Origin of the sequence: Bacillus sp. AFS001701 (assembly GCF_002559405.1) — a bacterium.
Taxonomy (GTDB): domain Bacteria; phylum Bacillota; class Bacilli; order Bacillales; family Bacillaceae_G; genus Gottfriedia.
The window spans coordinates 1-4,002 of the sequence record NZ_NTZO01000527.1 but is presented as its reverse complement, the minus strand read 5'-3'; the positions used below and the strand labels follow the sequence as shown (position 1 = coordinate 4,002).

General features: G+C 30.9%; 5 protein-coding genes and 1 pseudogene. 2 read left to right on the top strand and 4 right to left on the bottom strand.

Annotated features, from left to right (window positions below):
* The 4 genes and pseudogenes from CN514_RS22090 to CN514_RS22080 all read right to left on the bottom strand — a co-directional run.
* Window positions 1–902: DEAD/DEAH box helicase (locus tag CN514_RS22090; protein WP_176526032.1), on the bottom strand; the 902-nt coding region annotated here is incomplete at its 3' end.
* A 152-nt stretch (window positions 903–1,054) separates the two neighbouring features.
* On the bottom strand, window positions 1,055–1,843 hold the full coding sequence (locus tag CN514_RS22085; RefSeq protein WP_483295030.1) for a Hachiman antiphage defense system protein HamA: 789 nt from the start codon (window positions 1,841–1,843) through the stop codon (window positions 1,055–1,057).
* Between the two features lie 73 nt (window positions 1,844–1,916).
* Window positions 1,917–2,018: pseudogene (locus CN514_RS26940) on the bottom strand (hypothetical protein); the annotation flags it as partial.
* A 24-nt stretch (window positions 2,019–2,042) separates the two neighbouring features.
* Window positions 2,043–2,555 carry a hypothetical protein gene (locus CN514_RS22080; protein WP_286141795.1) on the bottom strand — a complete coding sequence of 171 codons (513 nt, stop codon included), beginning with the start codon at window positions 2,553–2,555 and terminating at the stop codon, window positions 2,043–2,045.
* Window positions 2,556–2,983: 428 nt separating this feature from the next.
* Between CN514_RS22080 and CN514_RS22075 the strand changes: the two genes are divergently transcribed.
* Together CN514_RS22075 and CN514_RS22070 are read left to right on the top strand one after the other, a co-directional pair.
* Entirely contained in the window at window positions 2,984–3,604 is a 621-nt protein-coding gene (locus CN514_RS22075; protein WP_098234419.1) for a hypothetical protein, read from the top strand.
* Window positions 3,605–3,610: 6 nt separating this feature from the next.
* Window positions 3,611–4,002 (top strand): hypothetical protein (locus CN514_RS22070; protein ID WP_141529481.1); only part of this gene is annotated, 392 nt, incomplete at its 3' end.

The window sequence follows — 4,002 nt, the reverse complement described above, 5'->3', positions numbered from 1 at the left end:
TGATTATATATATCTGGTAAAACACTCTCAATTGCCATAAATTTTTCTGGAGTTGCAATTAGTAAGTTAACATTTTTAATTGCTTCTTTCTCGCTCTGTGTCGGAATATTTCCACCATATATTGATTTTGTCTTAATACCTAAACTAGATAGTCTTCTATTAAACCCGCTTTTCAACTCTGAAGCCAAGGCTCTAAACGGTGCTAAGAATAATATTTTACTTTCAGAATTCCTCAAAAAATGTTCATATATTATTAATTCACATATGGCGGTTTTACCAGCACTTGTTGGCATTTGAAGAGAAAAACCCTTGTTTCTGTTTTTTAAAATCCCCTTCTGTAATGCTTTTTTTTGTGAGGGAAAGAAACTCCAAACTGGTGGACTCTTCTTAAAACCTAACAAAACATAACTTGAAAATTCTTGACTTGAACCATCGATATTTTTTGAAATATCTTCCCATATATTATTTTCCATAAAATCCTCTAAAAGAGTCTTTATTATTCTAGATGTAATATATTCATCTGGATTATTTTGAAGATAATAATCTACATCTTCCGAAATATCATTATATAAAGCAATTATATTGTTTTTTTCTCCGCTGCTAAGAAAGTCACCTAGCATTATGGAGTATCTATTTTCATTATCCAATTCTCTTCTTAAGAACTGTGATAAAAACTGTTCAAGTTCACCTTCATAATTTTCCGAAGAAAATAACTTTGCAAGAATAAATGCAGATGCAGAATAACCTGCCAAATAGTACAGTGCACTAACAACTAACATGTTTTTTGCAAAATTAATTCCTTGAAACTCTCCAGAAGTTTCTTTAAGAGAATATATTTCCAATCCTTTTGCCAAAGCTAAGATGTCCATTTTTTTATCTACAACTACTAAGTCTTCTTCCATTAGGTCCATCATTTTGCTAAACAAAGTAATATAAAAGTCATCTTTTCTTTTTAGAAATGGGTAATTAGCAATATTCTCAATAGGAAGGCGAAAATCCATAAAAGTATGCCAGGATTCAGACTGGGCAATCCAATGTCTTAATCTTTCACTTATCAAAATATATCACTACCTGACACTAGAATTTTCTCATATGTACTCTCATATGCTGATTTCAAGTTATTTATAGAAATAAAGATAATTTCAAAGTCAGCATTAAATTCTTTAAGTTCTCTTTCTCTAACCAATTCAGCTTCAATTAATTCTGTATCTATTACAACTATTGCTTTAAAATGTTTTGTGTATTCACCATATGTAACTGGGTCAAGAAACCTTTCTAAGTCTTTAATCTCGCTAAGATTCCTTGCCTTAACATATTTTGCTTTTAACCAATTCAACGAAACTCCTAGTCTTCTTAAATAATCGTCATATGCTCCCTCAACTGCATTATATACTGGGTCATATTGTTTATTTTTTGTAGCCTTAGCTTTAATTTCTGCCGATACCAATAAATCTTTTTTAGAAGGTGAGTCCTCTTTGTGGAATAACATTACATCTGTTTTTTGAACCGCTTGATTTCTATCATCTTTCCATAACCATTTTCTTGGTCCATTTAGTAATATAGGTAAATAGTATTCATTAAGAATAAAATATGATAGTATCTCCCCAAACTCCCCTGACATTACATTACCAGGATTAGGCAAATAATAATCCTTTAGTAAATCGCTGTAATGTAAACTCAACTCATTAACACTATTTATTAAATCTTCATCAGTTATATAGCACTTTCTAAAATGAAGTGGTAGTTTTTCCAGAAAGTTTTCTAATTCATCTGGTTTTATTTTCATAATAACAAACTGTTCTTTTTGTATTTCAAAATGTGATAATAGATTAATGGGAAACACTTCCTTCTCAATACAGCTATTGACAATATTCTACAAAACAGTGTTAAATCCCTCTTAGTAAAAAAAGCAGCTATCATTTTCTATAACATCTGGGAACAACAAAAAAATAGTCTTGTAACAATCCCGTCAATGATTCAACTTCTTTGTATGTATGATTCTTAAGCAAGTCTAATGCATTTAGAACCTGTTGCTTATCCCCTTATTCACGTTCATCGTAGGCAAGCTTTATTAACTCCTTAACACTATCCAAAGAACAAATGTCTTTTAGCTCTATGTCAATCTGATTTTTATCTCTTGGATTTATAGGAAGATAAATCTTTATTTTATCCTTAAACCTATTAAAAACTGTATCTCTTATCTTTGTTGGGACATGGAATAGGACTCTATTTCCTTTTGTTGAAATTGATAAAAACTTAAAACGTCTTGTTGCCCGCCTCATCATAATACCGTCAGACAGATAATAATAAACACCTTCTAAACCGTAAGCGTATTCAAAAATTTCATTAGCAAATTTCTGTTCCCTTGGAATAAACGTTTGAACCAATTGGTCAATACTTTCAAACTTAGACTTATTTCTGAGGACTTTCTTTTTATACAAAGTTACGTTATCCGTTTTCCCCTTAACCTTATCGAGATTAATTTCCTTGTATTCGTATCCATGTTTTTTTAGTCCGACCTTTAGTCCAGCTACAAAAGAAAGTCCAACTAACATAAAGCGGGCATCTGGATTATTTGCGAGTCCATCGTATCGAATCAATTGACCTACAGCACTATCATTGACTATCAGCTTGACCTCACATACAGTTTCCTCTTGTTTCTATCCAAAAATAAAAGGTCACACCGTTTCCCATTCAAGTTAACCTCACTTTGTAAAAATACACACCCATCTTCAATTAGGTTTGGATATGCGATTAATATTTCATGAAATTGAACCTCTTTCATTTTCATCAATCCTTTAGTTTGATAGATTTTACATATTAAACCCACTTTCATTTTCCGATTATCTCCATAGTAATTTTAAGTTCCTCAAGAAAGGCGATAGAAATTTTAATAATTGTTACATATTGTATAAGAAAATTTTACCATATATGATAAAATATTATTTAATATTACTGAATTTTCAATCAGGAGGGATATATTTTGGCGACATTTACTGTAAATTTCGACTTTGAATTGTCGGAAGAAGACGAACGTTTACTTAGAAATATACTTAGCGATATTGACCCACAAAGGACTTTTGAGGAAATTCTATCCGATTTTGGTAAAGCATCATTTGAAGAGTATTACCGAATGTTTTTAGGACAAAAAGTCTTTACTAGAGGGTCAGATTTTCAAGAGTACCGTTTATTCCTAATTATTAAAAGAGCATTAGAAAACGGTATAGCTAATGAAGAACTTGTAAGTAGTCTTTTCCAATTAACAGCATCTCAAAGTCGCTCTTTAATACGTTCAGTTTTATCAAAGTATCAATATGAATTACATGATGCAATTAATAATACTTTAATCAAAGTGGTGCAAAATGCACAAGATGTTCAATCTAGTGGCGGAAGAACTAGTGAATATACAATTGACGTAAGGAATAAAAGTATCGTTTCTGAACTGAACCAATTACTGGGTAACATTGACGGTAATCTCCCTCAAATTACTCAAAAAAAAGGAACATATTCAAAATATATAGTTAGTGTAGCCTCTTATAGAGCATTATGTGAAAAACTAGGGGTTACTGAAGCGGAAGAACTAGGTCAACATCAGGGGGTTTAATTAAAATTGGGTGATTCATTATCAGCATTAAGCATTATTTGTGGTATTTTGGCAGCCTTATACATTAGCTATGAATCTCAGATTGAAAGTATAATAGACCAAGGTATTCCAGATTACCCAGAAAACTCATCAGGACAATATGAAGAATTAACAAAAATTTTAAAACATTGTATTAGACCTTTACTGATTTCTTCATTAACAATGGTAATTACATTGTTACCAGAAACTATCAAGGTGTTAATAACCACCATAACTTTTTTCGTTGAGAAGGAATGGTCTTTATCCATATTTAACCCAAAGTATTATAGCTTTGCCTCAATTATGGTAATCGTTATTCATTTTCTATTTATTTTCTTACTTTATAAAACTGTTAAATGGAATAAGGAGCTTCTTAATAT

Bases quoted from the DNA above. Each gene is read 5' to 3' on its own strand.
- CN514_RS22080 (WP_286141795.1), bottom strand. From the start codon at position 2,555: ATGTTAGTTGGACTTTCTTTTGTAGCTGGACTAAAGGTCGGACTAAAA.